At 70.1% G+C, this 16,201-nt stretch carries 13 protein-coding genes; 9 read left to right on the top strand and 4 right to left on the bottom strand.

The window, feature by feature from the left end; all coding sequences use genetic code 11:
• The first annotated feature begins 196 nt into the window (after positions 1–196).
• Together nrdR and STRBO_RS0109755 are read left to right on the top strand one after the other, a co-directional pair.
• Entirely contained in the window at positions 197–760 is a 564-nt protein-coding gene (gene nrdR / locus STRBO_RS0109750) for a transcriptional regulator NrdR (protein ID WP_005481522.1), read from the top strand.
• A 158-nt stretch (positions 761–918) separates the two neighbouring features.
• Positions 919–3,816 carry a vitamin B12-dependent ribonucleotide reductase gene (locus STRBO_RS0109755; RefSeq protein WP_005481524.1) on the top strand — a complete coding sequence of 966 codons (2,898 nt, stop codon included), beginning with the start codon at positions 919–921 and terminating at the stop codon, positions 3,814–3,816.
• A gap of 88 nt (positions 3,817–3,904) precedes the next feature.
• On the opposite strand, the gene STRBO_RS0109760 is transcribed toward STRBO_RS0109755, so the two are convergent.
• Positions 3,905–4,438, bottom strand: a complete 534-nt coding sequence (locus tag STRBO_RS0109760; RefSeq protein ID WP_005481526.1) for a TerD family protein — start codon at positions 4,436–4,438, stop codon at positions 3,905–3,907.
• Between the two features lie 154 nt (positions 4,439–4,592).
• On the opposite strand from STRBO_RS0109760, the gene STRBO_RS40015 reads away from it, so the two are divergent.
• The 4 genes from STRBO_RS40015 (at position 4,593) to STRBO_RS0109780 (ending at position 8,783) form a co-directional block, all read left to right on the top strand.
• Positions 4,593–5,198: a YdbC family protein gene (locus STRBO_RS40015; protein WP_005481527.1), complete on the top strand. Its 606-nt coding sequence runs from the start codon at positions 4,593–4,595 to the stop codon at positions 5,196–5,198.
• Positions 5,199–5,322: 124 nt separating this feature from the next.
• Positions 5,323–5,982, top strand: a complete 660-nt coding sequence (locus STRBO_RS0109770; protein ID WP_005481532.1) for a histidine phosphatase family protein — start codon at positions 5,323–5,325, stop codon at positions 5,980–5,982.
• Between the two features lie 12 nt (positions 5,983–5,994).
• Positions 5,995–6,897 carry an ADP-ribosylglycohydrolase family protein gene (locus STRBO_RS0109775; RefSeq protein ID WP_005481533.1) on the top strand — a complete coding sequence of 301 codons (903 nt, stop codon included), beginning with the start codon at positions 5,995–5,997 and terminating at the stop codon, positions 6,895–6,897.
• Between the two features lie 233 nt (positions 6,898–7,130).
• Positions 7,131–8,783 (top strand): DUF4153 domain-containing protein, encoded by a 1,653-nt coding sequence (locus STRBO_RS0109780; protein ID WP_237547450.1) that lies wholly within the window; start codon positions 7,131–7,133, stop codon positions 8,781–8,783.
• 99 nt (positions 8,784–8,882) lie between these two features.
• Here STRBO_RS0109780 and STRBO_RS0109785 read toward each other — a convergent pair whose 3' ends face one another.
• On the bottom strand, positions 8,883–10,433 hold the full coding sequence (locus STRBO_RS0109785) for an MFS transporter (RefSeq protein ID WP_005481535.1): 1,551 nt from the start codon (positions 10,431–10,433) through the stop codon (positions 8,883–8,885).
• A 172-nt stretch (positions 10,434–10,605) separates the two neighbouring features.
• Here STRBO_RS0109785 and STRBO_RS0109790 point away from each other — a divergent pair, with 172 nt between their 5' ends.
• From STRBO_RS0109790 to STRBO_RS0109800, 3 genes are all read left to right on the top strand, one after another.
• A complete protein-coding gene (locus tag STRBO_RS0109790) occupies positions 10,606–11,229 on the top strand; it encodes a TetR/AcrR family transcriptional regulator (protein WP_005481538.1) in 624 nt (207 codons plus the stop codon).
• 82 nt (positions 11,230–11,311) lie between these two features.
• The gene (locus STRBO_RS0109795; RefSeq protein ID WP_005481541.1) at positions 11,312–12,013 is read left to right on the top strand and encodes a ribonuclease HII; all 702 of its coding nucleotides are present in this window, start codon (positions 11,312–11,314) and stop codon (positions 12,011–12,013) included.
• Positions 12,014–12,081: 68 nt separating this feature from the next.
• Positions 12,082–12,687, top strand: coding sequence for a hypothetical protein (locus STRBO_RS0109800; RefSeq protein WP_086016342.1), 606 nt, complete (start codon positions 12,082–12,084; stop codon positions 12,685–12,687).
• A 378-nt stretch (positions 12,688–13,065) separates the two neighbouring features.
• Here STRBO_RS0109800 and STRBO_RS0109805 read toward each other — a convergent pair whose 3' ends face one another.
• Complete coding sequence (locus tag STRBO_RS0109805) at positions 13,066–13,692, bottom strand: hypothetical protein (protein WP_005481543.1); 627 nt, start codon at positions 13,690–13,692, stop codon at positions 13,066–13,068.
• 256 nt (positions 13,693–13,948) lie between these two features.
• A complete protein-coding gene (locus STRBO_RS0109810; protein ID WP_005481544.1) occupies positions 13,949–16,129 on the bottom strand; it encodes a RecQ family ATP-dependent DNA helicase in 2,181 nt (726 codons plus the stop codon).
• Positions 16,130–16,201 lie beyond the last annotated feature (72 nt).

Below are 16,201 nucleotides of genomic sequence, written 5' to 3' on the forward strand. Positions count from 1 at the left end.
CGTGGGCGACACGCGCGCCGTAGGTGGATTTACGTGCCAAGCCCTACATCTAGTGCTTGGATTGCCGCAACAGCCCAGAAGTTGTGGTCCCCCGGGTCCTAGGCCTCTTGGTCATCCCCTATGCTTGGGGCTGCTTCCGCGGGGCCCGAGGGACCTGTGGGGGCTATCGAGTCGTGCTGTGAGGAGGGTTGGAGTTATGCACTGTCCCTTCTGCAGGCACCCCGACAGCCGTGTCGTCGACAGCCGTACGACGGACGACGGCACGTCGATCCGCAGGCGCCGTCAGTGTCCCGACTGCTCCCGTCGTTTCACGACGGTGGAGACGTGTTCGCTGATGGTGGTCAAGCGGTCCGGCGTGACCGAGCCCTTCAGTCGTACCAAGGTCATCAACGGCGTCCGCAAGGCATGCCAGGGGAGGCCCGTCACCGAGGACGCGCTCGCCCAGCTCGGCCAGCGGGTCGAGGAGGCGGTGCGCGCGACCGGAAGCGCCGAACTGACCACCCACGACGTGGGGCTGGCCATACTCGGCCCGTTGCAGGAGCTGGACCTCGTCGCCTACTTGCGGTTCGCCTCGGTCTACCGGGCGTTCGGCTCGCTGGAGGACTTCGAGGCCGCCATCGGGGAACTGAGGAACGAGCAGCACCAGCGCCCGGTCGCGAACGACGAGGACGTCGAGAACGCGGCCGAGGGGCGCCCGAAGAACGACCGCGGGTCCGGAGGGGCTGCCCAAGTCCCCGTGCCCGCCAACGCCGCCGACTGACGGCGGGCCGCACCGCCGGACCGAAGGGTCCGGACGATCGGCGGCGATCCAGACCTGTCGCGAACGGCTGTGCGGCCGGGTCGCGACACAAGACAGAACACCGTGTCACGGGAACAACGCGACACTTCAGGGCGTTTACGCCCGTACAGGGAGGCGGCATGACAGAGACGGCGAGCGGTCCGGCACGGAGTTCCCGCGCCAAGGCCACCAAGGCGAGCAAGGGCCTGCGTATCGAGCGCATCCACACCACTCCCGGCGTGCACCCGTACGACGAGGTGGTCTGGGAGCGCCGTGACGTCGTCATGACCAACTGGCGCGACGGCTCGGTCAACTTCGAGCAGCGTGGCGTCGAGTTCCCCGACTTCTGGTCGGTGAACGCGGTCAACATCGTCACCAGCAAGTACTTCCGCGGTGCCGTGGGCACCCCGCAGCGCGAGACCGGCCTCAAGCAGCTGATCGACCGCATCGTGAAGACCTACACGAAGGCCGGCGAGGACAACAAGTACTTCGCCTCGCCCGCCGACGCCGAGATCTTCGAGCACGAACTGGCGTACGCCCTCCTGCACCAGGTCTTCAGCTTCAACAGCCCTGTCTGGTTCAACGTGGGCACGCCGCAGCCCCAGCAGGTCTCCGCCTGCTTCATCCTGTCCGTCGACGACTCCATGGAGTCGATCCTCGACTGGTACAAGGAAGAGGGCATGATCTTCAAGGGCGGCTCGGGCGCCGGCCTGAACCTGTCCCGCATCCGCTCCTCCAAGGAGCTGCTCTCCTCGGGCGGCAACGCCTCCGGCCCGGTCTCCTTCATGCGGGGCGCCGACGCCTCCGCCGGAACGATCAAGTCGGGCGGCGCCACCCGCCGCGCGGCCAAGATGGTCGTTCTCGACGTGGACCACCCGGACGTCGAGGACTTCATCGCCACCAAGGTGAAGGAAGAGGAGAAGATCCGCGCCCTGCGCGACGCGGGCTTCGACATGGACCTGGGCGGCGACGACATCACGTCCGTCCAGTACCAGAACGCCAACAACTCGGTCCGCGTGAACGACGAGTTCATGACGGCCGTGGAGAACGGCACAGAGTTCGGCCTGCGCGCCCGTATGACCGGCGAGGTCATCGAGAAGGTCGACGCCAAGGCGCTGTTCCGCAAGCTCGCCGAGGCCGCGTGGGCCTGCGCCGACCCGGGCATCCAGTACGACGGTGTGATCAACAACTGGCACACCTGCCCCGAGTCCGGCCGCATCACCGCGTCCAACCCGTGCAGCGAGTACATGCACCTGGACAACACGTCCTGCAACCTCGCCTCGCTGAACCTGATGAAGTTCCTCAAGGACGACGGCCTGGGCCGCCAGTCCTTCGAGGTCGAGCGCTTCGCCAAGGTCGTCGAGCTCGTCATCACGGCGATGGACATCTCCATCTGCTTCGCCGACTTCCCCACCCAGAAGATCGGCGAGAACACCCGCGCCTTCCGCCAGCTCGGCATCGGTTACGCCAACCTGGGCGCCCTGCTGATGGCGACCGGTCACGCCTACGACTCCGAAGGCGGCCGCGCCCTCGCCGGTGCCATCACCTCCCTGATGACCGGCACGGCGTACAAGCGTTCGGCGGAACTCGCCGCGGTCGTCGGCCCGTACGACGGTTACGCCCGTAACGCCGACGCCCACAAGCGCGTCATGAAGCAGCACTCCGACGCCAATGGCACGGCCGGTCGCATGGACGACCTGGACACCCCGGTGTGGGCCGCCGCCACCGAGGCCTGGCAGGACGTGCTGCGCCTCGGCGAGAAGAACGGCTTCCGCAACTCCCAGGCGTCCGTGCTCGCGCCGACCGGCACGATCGGGCTGGCCATGTCCTGCGACACCACCGGTGTCGAGCCGGACCTGGCGCTGGTCAAGTTCAAGAAGCTGGTCGGCGGCGGCTCGATGCAGATCGTCAACGGCACGGTCCCGCAGGCCCTGCGCCGCCTGGGGTACCAGGAGGAACAGATCGAGGCGATCGTCGCCCACATCGCCGACCACGGCAATGTGATCGACGCCCCGAGCCTCAAGCCGGAGCACTACGAGGTCTTCGACTGCGCCATGGGCGAGCGCGCCATCTCCCCGATGGGCCACGTCCGCATGATGGCCGCGATCCAGCCGTGGATCTCCGGCGCCATCTCCAAGACGGTCAACATGCCGGAGACGGCGACCGTCGAGGAGGTCGAGGAGATCTACTTCGAGGCCTGGAAGCTGGGCGTCAAGGCGCTGGCGATCTACCGCGACAACTGCAAGGTCGGCCAGCCGCTCTCCGCCAAGACCAAGGACTCGGAGAAGGCCGAGATCACCGAGAAGGCCGAGGAGACCATCCGGGCCACGGTCGAGAAGGTCGTCGAGTACCGCCCGGTCCGCAAGCGCCTCCCGAAGGGCCGTCCCGGCATCACCACGTCCTTCACCGTCGGCGGCGCCGAGGGTTACATGATCGCCAATTCCTACCCGGACGACGGCCTGGGCGAGGTCTTCCTGAAGATGTCCAAGCAGGGTTCGACCCTCGCGGGCATGATGGACGCCTTCTCGATCGCCGTCTCGGTCGGTCTGCAGTACGGCGTGCCGCTGGAGACGTACGTCTCCAAGTTCACGAACATGCGCTTCGAGCCGGCCGGTATGACGGACGACCCGGACGTGCGGATGGCGGCGTCGATCGTCGACTACATCTTCCGCCGCCTGGCGCTGGACTTCCTGCCCTTCGAGACGCGCTCCGCGCTCGGTATCCACTCCGCCGACGAGCGTCAGCGTCACCTGGAGACCGGTTCGTACGAGCCGATCCTCGACGACGTGGAGGTGGACGTCGAGGGCCTGTCCCAGTCGGCGCCGCGGCAGTCCCTGAAGGCCGTCGCCGCCCCGAAGGCCGACGAGGAGGGCGCCAAGCCCGCCCCGAAGCAGGCCCACACCAGCGCCGAGCTGGTGGAGATGCAGTTGGGCATCCAGGCCGACGCCCCGCTGTGCTTCTCCTGCGGCACGAAGATGCAGCGCGCCGGCTCCTGCTACATCTGCGAGGGCTGCGGCTCGACGAGCGGCTGCAGCTGATCTGAGCGCCCTCGGGCGCGAACCGGCACGTCAGGGCGGTGGAGTCGAAGTCGACTCCACCGCCCTCGGCGTGTCGAAGGGCGGTTCGTCAGGGCCGGGGCGGGCGGCCCATGACACGGGCGAAGGTCGCCGGGTCCTCGTCGTAGCCGGTGATGCCGGGGTGGAAGGTCCACTCGCCGGTCGCGTCGCGGACGAACGAGGCGACGGTCGCCGCGGTGGAGCCGAGCACGCCGGCGAAGTCGTCCTCCGCGAGGACCGTGTATCCCTCACGGATGCGCAGGCCGGGATTCTGGACGCCGGCGAAGGTCTTCGTGCCGGATTTCTGCTGTATGGCGACGCCGATGACGACCCGCCCGTAGCGGGCGTCGAGGCGGTTCAGCTCCACCGTCATCATCTCGTCCCAGCCGAATCCCTGGCCGGTCTGGCTGTCGCGGTTGAGGGTGATGGTGCCGTCGGGCGAGCGGCTGTCGAAATGGACGACATAGGCGGGGTCGCCACTCGGGTCGGCCGCCAGGTAGGTCGCCGCGACGATGTCGAGATCCGTCGGCGGCTGCCCGGCGGGGCTCGGGTCCCACTTCAGCGACACCTCGACCTTGCGGATGCCCTTGTTGAGGCCGTTCAACAGAACTCTCCTCCCCGTCCTTCTGTGCTTGCGGGCCGAACTGCCTGGTGGTCCAGGCCAGTTGTCCATCCTCGCACGCGGACCGGGCCCCTCGCCCGGGTGTGACCGGCCGGAGAGTGACCGCCGCCACGTTCGGTGGCCTTACCATGGCGCGGTGCTGGTCAAGTGGATTCGCTGCACCGTGGTGGACCGCCGCGGTTTCGAGCGGGGGCAGCGAAAGTGGGCGGGGCTGCCGGGGGAGCCGGGTTTCCGGGGACAGGGTGGGGGTTGGAGCCGGGTGCGGCCCGGCGTGGCGCACATCTTCTCCTTCTGGGAGAGCCGCGCCTTCTACGACTCCTTCATGGCACGCTCCCACGACCGGCTCGCCGCCTCGCAGTCGGGCACCTTCAAGGACCTCCAGGTCAAGCTCTTCGACCACCGCTTCGACGTGAAGACCGGTTTCGAGCCGCGCTTCACCGAGGCCGATGTGGTGCGGGTGGCGCACTGCCGTGTCCATGAGGAGCGCGCCGAGCACTTCGCCCTGATGCAGGAGAAGGTCTGGAACCCCGCGATGGCCGGATCCCCGGGCATGGTGCGGGGGCTGTTCGGCGAGGCGCCGGGACATGAGTTCATGATCCTCTCCATGTGGCATTCGGCCGCGGAGCACGGCAAGTACCGCGCCGAACGCATCGAGCGCCTCGCCCTGCGGGCCCAGCTGGAGGCCGATGTCGCGGCCCTCGCGGGCGACATCGTGGAACTGGAGCCGAGCTGGACGGTTTGAGATCCGGACTCGGGTCGGTTCGGATTTCCAACCTGGCTGATCGGCGAGCGGGACAGGTGTGACCTACGCCGTATGGCACCTGGACGAGTGCTCGATCCGGCCTCGTCCCCTTTAGGGTCTTGGCATGGCACGACCACGGCGCATCATCCTTGTCCGACACGGCGAGTCAACGGGCAATGTTGATGACACCGTGTACGAGCGCGAACCCGACCACGCCCTCGCACTCACCGATCTCGGCTGGCAGCAGGCGGAGGAGACCGGAAAACGCATCCGCGACGTCCTCGGTCGCGAGCGCGTCAGCGTGTACGTCTCCCCGTACCGCCGGACCCACGAGACCTTCCAGGCGTTCCATCTGGACCCCGAACAGGTACGGGTGCGCGAGGAGCCCCGGCTGCGCGAGCAGGACTGGGGCAACTGGCAGGACCCCGACGACGTACGGCTCCAGAAGGCCTATCGGGACGCGTACGGGCACTTTTTCTACCGCTTCGTGCAGGGCGAGTCCGGCGCCGATGTGTACGACCGGGTCGGCGGCTTCCTGGAGAGCCTGTTCCGCAGCTTCGAGGACCCCGACCACCCGCCGAACGTCCTGCTCGTCACCCACGGACTCGCCATGCGGCTGTTCTGCATGCGCTGGTTCCACTGGACGGTGGCGGAGTTCGAGTCCCTGTCGAATCCCGGGAACGCGGAGATGCGGATGCTCGTTCTCGGCGAGGACGGCAAGTACGCGCTCGACCGGCCGTTCGACCGCTGGCGGGACCCGGAATCGTACGGGGCCACCGGATAGAGTGGCAGGGCGATGACCGCTGACTCCTCTTCCGAAGGCCGCCTGGAGCGCGCCCTGTCCAGCCTGCGCGGGCTCGCGGTGGGGGACGCGCTGGGCTCGCAGTACTTCGTGCCTGTGAACTATCCGCTGCTCAAGCGCCGTGAGGTTCCGCCCGGCCCCTGGCAGTGGACCGACGACACCGAGATGGCCTGTTCCGTCGTGGCCGTGCTGGCGGGGCACCACCGGATCGACCAGGACGAGCTGGCGCGCTCCTTCGCCGTGCACCACGACTTCGACCGGGGCTACGGCCCCGCGGTCAACCGTCTGCTGCGCCTGGTCCGGGAGGGCGGCGACTGGCGGGAGCTGGCCTCGGCGCTCTTCAACGGCCAGGGATCCTGGGGGAACGGCGCGGCCATGCGGATCGCCCCGCTGGGTGCCTGGTACGCGGACGACCCCGAGCAGGCCACCCACCAGGCGGAGATCTCGGCCTACCCCACGCACCAGCACCGCGAGGCCGTCGTCGGTGCCATGGCCGTCGCCGCAGCCGCCGCCCTCGCGGGCGACCCGGCCGGAGCGCCGAGCGCGGAAGCGTTGCTCGACGGCGTCATCGCGCTGGTCCCGAAAAGCGCCGTCGGCGCGGGGCTGCGCCGCGCCCGGGACATGCTCGACTACGCCGACGCGGACACCGTGGCCGCCGTACTGGGCTGCGGGCGGCGCACCACGGCGCATGACACCGTGCCGTTCGCGCTCTGGTCGGCGGCACGCGCCCTCGGTGACTACGAGCAGGGCTTCTGGACGACGGCCCAGGTGGGCGGAGACGTCGACACCACCTGCGCCATCGTCGGCGGAGTGGTCGCCTCCGGGAAGACCGGGACGCCCCCCGAGGCATGGGTGGAGCAGACCGAAGCGTTCCCGGGCTGGCTGCGTCCGGCGTAGCCGACCGGAGGAGATGCGCGGCGGGACCCCATCAGCCCCAATCGCCCTGACTGTCACAGGAGTGCCACAGTGCCTTCCTCGGTCGGTCGCGCGTGCCCTCCCGCGGCTAGCCTGTCCGCCACGCCGCCTGTTGATCATGACGAGACGCGGCGACGAGGCACCGGCCGCGGGCCCTTAGCCGTAGTGACGCGCTGCGTACGGGGGCGGTGGGGGCCGGTCGTGGGAGGGGGCCCATGTCCGAGACACCGTCAGAACAAGCCGATCCGGAGCCCGAAGGGCCGGCGTCCAGGGCGCGCGCCGCGAGCGCGGAAGGCCGCTCCGCGCCGGCAGCGCCCGGCCGTGCCGAGCCGCAGGGCAGCAAGGGCGGGCCCGCACGGATACCGCTACCGGGACCGCCGCCCGAGACGCCGAAGTTGATCGACTTCAGCCCGGGGGAACCCGCGCCCATCCGCACCGCGACCCTGTGGGCCGCCCTGGCCACCGGTGTCCTCAGCATGTTGCTGCTGGGCGAGGGACTGGCGGTGAACATACTCGTCGTCACCGTGCCCGCCACGCTCGCCGTGTACGTCGCCGGACGGCGGGCGGGCCGGCGCCCTCGACCCTGGGCGTTCGTCTGGGGCGTCGGCGGGGTCGCCCTGCTGGCCGTACCCGCGCTGCGCGCCGCCGAGTGGCCCTCGTTCCTCGCCGTCGTCACCGCGCTCGCGGCGGGCTCGCTCGCTCTGCACGGCGGCCGTACCTGGCCCGCGGTCCTGCTCGGCCCGGTCGGTGTGTTCACCTCACTGGTCACCGGCCCGGCGTGGGCCTGGCAGGGGCTGCGGGAGCGGGTGGGCGACGACCGGGGTCGTGTGGTGCCCCTGTTCCGCGCGGTCGTCGTGGCGGCGGTCCTGCTCCTCGTCTTCGGCGCGCTGTTCGCCGGGGCCGACGCGGCCTTCGCGGATCTGCTCGGTGCGCTGGTGCCCGACGTCTCCGTGTCCGACGGACCTTGGCAGTTCCTGCTTCTCGCCCTCGGCCTGTTCGGGACTCTCGCGGCAGCCCGCACGGCGGCCGCGCCCGCCCGTTTCGACCGCGTGCAGGTCCCCGCGGGACGCGCGCGCGGGCGCGTCGAATGGGCACTGCCGCTGGTCGGGCTCGTGGCGCTCTTCGCCGTCTTCAACGCCGTCCAGCTGGCCGTGCTCTTCGGCGGCTACGACGCCGTCCTCGCGAAGACCGGCCAGACGTACGCCGAGTACGCGCGTCAGGGATTCTGGCAGCTGCTCATGGCCACACTGCTCACCCTGCTGGTCATCGTGATCGCCCTGCGCTGGGCGCCCCGCACTCGTCCGAGTGACCGGACGCTCGTACGCGGTGTGCTGGGAACGCTGTGCGCCCTGGCGCTCGTTGTCGTGGCATCCGCTGTGCGACGTATGGACATGTATATGGAGGCCTATGGGCTGACAAGGCTGAGGGTCTCGGTGCTGACCATGGAGCTCTGGCTCGGTCTGGTCATCGTGCTCATCATGGCCGCCGGCGTGTGGGGCGCCCGCTGGCTGCCGCGCGCCGTCGCGGTCAGTGTGGTCGCCGTGGTGCTGGCGTTCGGGCTCGCGTCGCCCGACGCGTTGATCGCGGAGCGCAACGTCCAGCGGTACGAGGCGACGGGCCGCTTCGACCTCCCCTACGCCAGGGGGTTGTCCGCCGACGCGGTGCCCGCCCTGGACCGGCTGGAGGAGCCCTTGAGGTCGTGCGCGCTGAGGGACATCAAGGAGGAGCTGGACGAGCGGCACCACATCCCCTGGTACGCCACGAGCTGGGGCGAGGCCGAGGCGAGACGGGTCCTGGCGGAGCGCCCGCCGGTGCCGGGGTCGAGCGGCCCGGCCTGCGGTGAGTCGGGGTCGGAGTTCTACCGCTGAGACGTCCGGGTGTGCCCGCGCAAGGCCGGGCCACGCTCCCTGCCGCAGTCAGCCAGGGGCATGGTCCGGCCGTTCGTGGCCGATCGGGCGCCCGCCCGGTCAGCCTCCGGCAGCGGGCCCGGCGGTGCCGGACAGGGCCTCCAGGTCGCTCTTGCGGACCCTGATCACGAAGATGGCGGTGAGCAGGGCCAGTACGGCCATCGCGACAGCCGGGACGAACGCCGTCGAGATGCCCTGCGCGAGTACTTCGTGGCCCCAGGGGGCGGGGAGCTGGTGAGTCTGGGCGAACTCGGTCTTCTGTTCCGCCGTGGCCTGCGCCATGAAGAGCTGCACCTGCTTGTCCGCCTCGTCACGGCTGGCCGTACCGAAGACCGTGGTGAGGATGGAGAGGCCGAGCGAGCCGCCCACCTGCTGGGTGACGTTGAGCAGGCCGGAGGCCGCGCCCGCCTCGTGCGGCGCGACTCCGGAGACCGCGGTCAGGGTGAGCGTCACGAAGTTCAGGCCCATGCCGAAGCCGAACACCACCATCGGGCCGAGCACTCCGCCGACATAGGAACTGTCGGGATTGATCAAGGTCTGCCAGCCCAGCCCGAGAACGACCATCGTCGAACCGGTCACCATGAACGGCTTGGGCCCGAGCACCGGCAGGAACCGCTGGGACAGTCCGGCGCCCGTCACGATCGCGAAGGTCACCGGCAGGAAGGCCAGGCCGGCCTCGATCGGCGTGTACTGCAGCACGTTCTGCACGAACAGCACGATGAAGAAGAACATCCCGAACATCGCCGCCGCGAGGCTCAGCATGATCACGTAGGTGCCCGAGCGATTGCGGTCGGTGAACATCTTCAGCGGGGTGATCGGCTCCCTGGCCCGCCGCTCGATGAGGCCGAACAGCAGCAGCAGGACCGCTGCCGCCGTGAAGGACCCGATGGTCAGGCTGTCGCGCCAGCCCTCCTCCGCCGCGCGGATGAACCCGTAGACCAGCGAGGCCATACCGGCTGTCGAGGCGAGCGCGCCCGCGACGTCGAACCGTCCCGGGTGCCGCTCGGACTCGGTGATGTACATCGGGGTGAGGACGGCTATCAGCACGCCGATGGGCACGTTGACGAACAGCACCCAACGCCAGTCGAGCCACTCGGTGAGCATGCCGCCCGCGAGCAGGCCGATGGCGCCGCCACCGGCGGACACCGCGGCGAAGACACCGAACGCCCGGTTCCGCTCCGGCCCTTCGGGGAACGTCGTGGTGATGAGTGCCAGCGCGGTCGGCGACGCGATCGCCCCGCCGACGCCCTGGAGAGCGCGTGCCGCGAGCAGCTGCCAGGGCTCCTGGGCGAGTCCGCCGAGCAGTGAGGCGAGCGTGAAGACGAGGATTCCGGTCATGAACACACGGCGGCGGCCCAGGATGTCACCGGCCCGGCCGCCCAGGAGCAGCAGGCCGCCGAAGGTCAGCGTGTAGGCGCTGACCACCCATGTCAGGTCGGTGGTGCTGAACTTGAGCGCGTCTTGAATGTGCGGGAGCGCGATGTTCACAATCGTCGCGTCGAGTACCACCATGAGTTGGCAGGCCGCGATGACGGTGAGCGCGATGCCGGGACGCCCCTCCCGGCGGGCTGCTCCCGGCTTCTGATCCTTGGTCAACGGAGAGGTCGTCACTATGGGTCCCCCACAAGTGCCTTAGTGAACGCTTGCGTTCACCGACGCGTCCACGGTAGTGAGTCCCCCTTAGTGAACGCAAGCGTTCATTGAAGTCGCCGCCGCGGAGTGTGCCGCCCGCCGTTTTTTGGCTTTTCGCACCCCCGCCCCTCGGCTCAACGGAGAAACACAGATGGTCACTTCGCGCTGGACGGCCGCTCCCGCTCAGACGGCCTCCCCGCGTCGGCGCGGCGCCGTACTCGAGCGCGCGATCCTCGATGCCGCGCTCGAACAGCTCAGCACCGTGGGCTGGAGCGGCCTCACCATGGAGGGGGTCGCTGCGGGCGCCCAGACGGGCAAGGCGGCTGTCTATCGACGCTGGCCCTCCAAGGAGGATCTCGTCGCCGACGCGCTCCAGGCCGGGCTGCCCCGCTTCGAGGAGGCGCCGGACCTCGGGAGCGTGCGCGAGGATCTGCTGGAGTTGTGCCGTCAGGCGCGCGAGGCCATGTTCTCCCGGCCGGGTTTCGCGCTGCGCTCGGTCATTCACGAATGCGACACCATCCAGGCAGAGCGCTTCCACGGTGTCATCGTCGGCGGTGTCGTGGAGCCGACGGTCAAGCTGTTGCGGGAGGTCGTCGAGCGCGGAATCAGGCGCGGCGAGGTTCGGCCCGACGCGGCGAACGGCTATGTCTTCGACGCGATTCCGGCCATGATGATGTACCGCTCGAAGATGTGCGGGAGCGAATGGAGTGAGCGGGACATCAAAGAGATGATCGACCAGTTGATGGTCCCGCTGCTGAGCCCGAGGGGTGCCTGAACGGGGCCGCCGGGAGGGCTGGGGCGCCCCTGGGAAACCTGGGTGTCGTCGAGGGGTGTGGGCGGCGTAGGCTAAGGGCGCCATGCCGTACGAACCGCCTACTCACACCGTCGAGCGCTCTCTGCGTGCCACGACCGGAGCGAAGATCATTGCCGGTGTCGACGAGGTGGGGCGCGGAGCGTGGGCCGGCCCCGTCACCGTCTGCGCGGCGGTCACCGGACTGCGCCGGCCGCCCGAGGGCCTCACCGACTCCAAGCTCCTGACGATCAAGCGACGCGAGTCGCTCTCCGAGGAACTGCTGAAGTGGGTGACCTCGCACGCCCTCGGTCACGCCTCTCCGGAGGAGATCGACGACCTGGGGATGACGGCCGCACTGCGACTGGCCGCGGTACGGGCCCTGGAGGCGCTTCCCGTACGGCCCGACGCGGTCATCCTCGACGGCAAGCACGACTACCTGGGCTCGCCGTGGCGGGTCCGTACGGTGATCAAGGGCGACCAGTCCTGCGTCGCCGTGGCGGCCGCCTCGGTGATCGCCAAGGTTCAGCGCGACAAAATGATGGCCGAACTGGGTGTTGACCATGCAGACTTCGGTTTCGCGGCCAACGCCGGGTATCCGTCGCCTGTCCACAAGGCCGCGCTGGCGGAGCGGGGCCCCACCCCGTACCACCGGTTGTCGTGGGCGTATCTTGATGCGCTGCCCCAGTGGCGGCACCTCAAGAAGGCCCGCAACTGGGCGAACGGAAACGTTCCGGAGATCGAGGGCCAGCTCGGCTTCGATTTCTGATGGATCCGTTCGCACTCATGTGCCACCCCGCGACGCGAGTCGCACCGGCGTTTGATAAAAATCAGCTCATGCCTCTCATTCCCGAGGAGCCTCAGATTCACGAGAGTGCCCAGGGCCCGCGTGCCACTCCGGCCAGCGGCCGGGTCGCACCGACCCCCCGTCCCGTACCCGGTCCCCGTCCCGCGGCCCCGCCGCGTCCCGGTCGTCCGGGTCCTGCCCGGCCGGTGCCGGCCCAGCGTGCGGCGCATGCCGCCGCAAAGCCCGGGCCGTCCGCTCCTGCCGCCACCCCGCAGATCCAGCTGATCCCGGCCTCGGCCGAGGGTGCGCTGGACGCCGCCGAGGAAGCCGTCGACCTGCTGTTGGAGTCGGGCCGTGCCCCCGGCGACGTGCTGGTGATCACCACCGGCGAGTCGCATCCGTGGGCCGCCCACGAACTCTCCTTCGGTGAGGCCGCCTACTGGGCGCAGCACGACGCGGGCGACGACGTCTTCTACGCCGATGCCTCGGCCACCGAGCGGGCCGCGCCGCGTCCCGTGGTCGTGGTCGCCGTCAACGGCGGGACCGACGCCGTCGCCACGCACGCGCTGCCCAAGGCCCTCGGCCGGGCCCGGGCCCTGCTGATCGTGTGCGGCGACCCGCAGACGATCAACTCGGTTCTGGGCGCCGGAGTCTGAGCGACTGCGGAACCCGCCCCGGTCGGCCCCACAAGGCTTGCCGGGGAGCCGTTGCGAGCCCGGACGGCGACGCCCGGGCGCCACGACGGCCACACCCCGCGACGGGGCGCTTCGGCGTGCCTGCGGGGTGTTTCGGCGTGTCCGGGACGCGTCGCGCGCGATCTCGCGGGGCGGGGGTGGCGTCGCTGCTCAGTGTGGTGCCGTCCGGCCCGACGCGGGTCGGACGGCACGCGGGGTGAGGGTACGGGCGACGTTCGGGGCGTTGGGGCATTGCCGCACGCACCCCCGCAGACGCAGACGCAGACGCAGACGCAGACGCGGGTGCGGGTGCGGGTTTCGGGTCGGTCTGCCCCTTGTCGCGTCGGCGGCCCGCGCCGCTCAACGTGCGGCGGCTCGGCGAAGTACTTCCGAGGCGACACCGCCGGTGCGCGGCATGGGCGGCGGTGCCACGGCCGTGGCGAAGGGTTCCGCCGGCGAGTCCGCGTGAGGACGGCGACCGCCCCGGCCCTCGCCGAGCACCTGCCAGCCGTCACGTGTCAGCGTGATGTACGCGCCGCAGCGCAGCCCGTGCAGGGTGCAGGCGTCCCTCAGCCCCCACATCCACGCCCCGTCCTCCTCGGTCCAACGCGCGTCACCGTCACGGCAGTAGAGCAGCACCGCCGTTCGCACCGGGGTCCGCCGGCGCAGGTCGTGCGGAATGACCCGCCTCAGCTGGGCGAGAAGCGCGTTGCGGAACATCCAGCCGTCGGCCGGTGCCGGACGCCTGATGAACGAGGCACTCGCCAGCAACCGCTCGTCCGGATCCAGGACGGCGATGACCGCCGTCGCGGGCCGGGGCTGATGTCGCGCGTGCAGCCCGCTGACGACCTCCCGGGGATTACGCAACAGCGGAATCCCGGCGGCGGCCCATTCCGCGGGCTCGAGCATCCGGTTGGCGGAAGCGGCGGACAGGTCGGCAGACGTCGACACGGAGGCCGCCGAGGACGGAGCGAATCCGAAGGTCACGATCCTCCCTTCGGCTACGCGCCCATTCTGCGGGCGAGGGTCGGACTTGGGGGAGCGCACGCCGCAGCGAAAGCCCTACCGATCGACGGGTAGGCCGTGCGGGGAGCGGACTCCAATTCTTCCTGGCGAACTTGGTTGCGGCAACGAGCAATTGGGGCCACTGACAGTTTTGTGGTGATTCACTGCTTATATCCCTGCACATAGGGCTCGTCGGCAACGCCCGGCGGTACCGCGCCTCGTCGGGGCGCCTGGTCGGTCACGCCCGGACGGCGAGAACGAGTGGCAACACCCCCTGTGCACCCGCGCGCCGGAGCGCACGCGCGGCGACCGCGAGTGTCCAGCCGGTCTCGGTGGCGTCATCGACCAGGAGTACGGGTCCGCCCGCCTCCTGGAGGGCGACGGCGAGCTCGGGGGGCACGGTCATCGCCCCGTCGAGTGCCTTGAGTCGTTGCGCGCTGTTGCTACGGGTGACCTGGGAGACCCCGCCGGTGTACGCCACCGAGCCCAGCAGGGGCAGACGGCCGATCTCGGCGATCCGAGCGCCCAGGGAACCGATCAACTGCGGCCGGGAGCGGGAGGCCATGGTGACGACACCCACGGGACGGGGCTGGGCGTCGGCCGGCCCGGAGGCCCAACCGTCGGGGCCCTTCGCCCAGTCGGCCAGCACGGCCACCACGGCCTTCGCCACATCGTCCGGGACCGGCCCGTCCGGGGCCTGGGGAGCGAGCATCGGCCGCAGACGATTTCCCCAGCCGATGTCCGACAGTCGCCCCAGAGCCCGTCCGGGAGCGGCCTGTTCACCGGCCGGAATGCGTCCCTTCAGGTTGACCCCCACGGCAGGCAGGCCCGTCGGCCACATCTTGCGGGGTTCGACCTCGACACCCGCGCGCCCCAACTCGCCGCGCGCCACGTCCAGAGCCGCCGGGGAGACGGAGTCCGCGAACCTGGGCTTCGTGCAGTTGTCGCACCGCCCGCACGGGGCGGCTTCCTCGTCGTCCAACTGCCGCCGGAGGAACTCCATGCGGCAATCCGGTGTCGCGACGTAGTCACGCATGGCCTGCTGCTCGGCGGCACGCTGCTTGGCGACCCAGGCATAGCGCTCGGTGTCGTAGACCCAGGGCACGCCGGTGGAGATCCAGCCGCCCTGGACGCGTCGGACCGCGCCGTCCACGTCGAGGACCTTCAGCATCGTCTCCAGTCGGGAGCGGCGCAGCTCCACCAGGGGTTCGAGGGCGGGGAGGGAGAGCGGTCGCTCCGCGTGCGCGAGGACGTCCAGGGTGCGGCGCACCTGTTCCTCCGGGGGGAAGGCGACCGAGGCGAAGTACTCCCAGATCGCCTGGTCCTCCTTGCCCGGCAGGAGCAGCACCTCCGCGTGCTCGACCCCACGGCCGGCGCGGCCCACCTGCTGGTAGTAGGCGATGGGGGAGGACGGTGAGCCGAGGTGGACCACGAAGCCCAGGTCGGGTTTGTCGAACCCCATGCCCAGCGCTGAGGTGGCGACCAGGGCCTTGACGCGGTTGGCGAGCAGGTCCTCCTCGGCCTGCTGCCGGTCCGCGTTCTCCGTCTTGCCCGTGTACGAGGTCACGGTGTGTCCGCACTGGCGGAGGAACGCGGTGACCTCCTCGGCCGCGGCCACCGTGAGCGTGTAGATGATCCCGGAGCCCGGCAACTCGTTCAGGTGGTCGGCGAGCCAGGCCATGCGATGGGCGGCGTCCGGCAGTTGGAGCACCGCAAGGCTCAGACTCTCGCGGTCCAGCGGCCCTCGCAGCACCAGCGCGTCCGTGCCACCGCCGGTGCCCAGCTGATCGGCCACATCGGCGGTCACACGCGCGTTGGCCGTCGCGGTGGTGGCGAGCACCGGGACGCCGGGCGGGAGGTCGGCCAGCATGGTGCGCAGCCGGCGGTAGTCGGGACGGAAGTCGTGGCCCCAGTCCGAGATGCAGTGCGCCTCGTCCACCACGAGCAGACCGGTCGCGGCCGCCAGCTCGGGCAGGACCTGGTCACGGAAGTCCGGGTTGTTGAGCCGCTCGGGGCTGACCAGGAGTACGTCGACCGTGCCCGCGGTGACCTCCTGACGGATCGTGTCCCACTCCTCCGTGTTCGAGGAGTTGATGGTCCGCGCCCGGATTCCGGCGCGGGCGGCCGCCTCCACCTGGTTGCGCATCAGCGCCAGGAGCGGCGAGACGATGACGGTCGGGCCCGCCCCCTGCTCGCGCAGCAGCGCGGTCGCGACGAAGTACACCGCGGACTTGCCCCAGCCCGTGCGCTGCACCACCAGGGCTCTGCGCTTGTCCGCGACCAGTGCCTCGATGGCGTGCCACTGGTCCTCGCGCAGCCTCGCCGTGCCCTCCGGGGCTCCGACGAGACGGGCGAGTACGGCGTCGGCGGTCGTGCGCAGATCCTGGCGGTCCGTCGTGGGCTGGTCTTCGTCGCTCATGACTCCATGCAACCCGATGCCTCGGACATCGCGCGAACGAGCGGGTCGAACTGTGGACAGCTTCTGACGTGA

The sequence above is a fragment of the Streptomyces bottropensis ATCC 25435 genome (assembly GCF_000383595.1).
Lineage (GTDB): Bacteria > Actinomycetota > Actinomycetes > Streptomycetales > Streptomycetaceae > Streptomyces > Streptomyces bottropensis.